We start from the raw sequence: 1,329 nt of genomic DNA, 5'->3' as shown, positions 1-1,329 counted from the left end.
CCTGCTCCTGCGCCGACAGCCCCCCGTCCAGCGCCCGCGCCTGCAGCACGATGGACGACAGCGGCGTGCGCAGCTCGTGCGCCACCTCGTTGGCCAGCCGCCGCTCGCGCGCCAGCGCCGCCTGCTGGCGGTCCAGCAGGGTATTGATGGACACGACCATCGGGTCGAGTTCGCGCGGGGCGTTGCCGGCGTCCAGCCGCTCGGCCCGCACCACGTCCAGCCGGGCCACGGCGTCCGACAGCGAGTACAGCGGCCGCAGCCCGCGCCGCACCGCCAGGCCCAGCGCCAGCGCCACCACCGGCAGCAGCCACAGCCCGGGCTCGATGATCTGGCCGGCGATGTCGTCGGCCAGGTCGTCGCGCTCGTCCAGGTTGAGCAGCACCATGATCTTGCGTTCGTGGGCCGCGTCCCACTGCGAGAACCCGCGCCAGGACACCGGCGGCTCGCCCAGCTCCAGGTCGGCGAAACCGTCCGGCAGGTCGAACGCCGGCAGCGGCGCGCTGCCCGTGCGCGACAGCAACTGGCCGTTCGCTCCCCACAACACCACGCTCAGCGATTGCTGGTAGTCGTGCGCCTTGAGCCAGGGCGTGGGGGCGCGTCGCGTGGCCAGTGACGGCTCGACCCCGTCGGACGCGCGCAAATTGAGCAGCAGCGCGGCGACGCTGGCCAGGTGCCCGTCGGTCAGTTCGTCGGCCTCGTGCACCCCGGTCTGGTAGCCCAGCCCGACGAAGGTGCCCCACACGACCACCAGCGCGCCCAGCGTCCACAGCAGCAGGCGCCGCATGAGCGAGCCCCTGCGCACAGGTGGCACAGGTGGCACGGGCGCCGCGGCGATGTCGGCGGGCTCGGGGATCGGTGGGTCGGTCGGAAGGACGCGGCTCATGGCGTGTCCTCCAGCGGCATGAAGTAGCCCACGCCGCGCATGGTCTGGATGCGCCCGCTGCCGAGCTTGCGGCGCAGATGGTGGATGTGCACTTCCACCGCATTGCTCTCCACCGCGCTCTGCCAGCTGTAGAGGCTTTCCTCGATCTGCTGGCGCGACAGCACCCGGCCACGCGACTCCAGCAGCACCAGCAGCACCGAAAACTCGCGTGGGGACATGTCCACCTGCTGTCCGGCGCGGCGCACCGTGCGCGCGGCGGGGTCCACCTCCAGGTCACCATGGCGGATGGTGGGCGATGCCCGGCCCGCAGCCCGGCGCAGCAGGGCGCGCAGGCGCGCTTCCAGCTCGTCCACGTCGAACGGCTTGGCCAGGTAGTCGTCGGCCCCTTCATCCAGGCCCGCGATGCGCTGGTGGACCTGGTCCCGGGCGGTGAGGATCAGCACCGG

At 72.5% G+C, this 1,329-nt stretch carries 2 protein-coding genes; both read right to left on the bottom strand.

Annotated elements, in window-relative coordinates; translation table 11 throughout:
- On the bottom strand, positions 1-784 hold a 784-nt coding region (locus tag AC27IQ_RS24720), incomplete at its 3' end, for a sensor histidine kinase family protein (protein ID WP_487091178.1).
- Between the two features lie 95 nt (positions 785-879).
- Positions 880-1,329 (bottom strand): winged helix-turn-helix domain-containing protein (locus AC27IQ_RS24715; RefSeq protein ID WP_487091177.1); only part of this gene is annotated, 450 nt, incomplete at its 5' end.

It is taken from the genome of Acidovorax sp. KPB24-07, assembly GCF_057543315.1.
The sequence above is the reverse complement of the archived record's forward strand: the minus strand, read 5'-3'. Positions and strand labels throughout refer to the sequence as shown.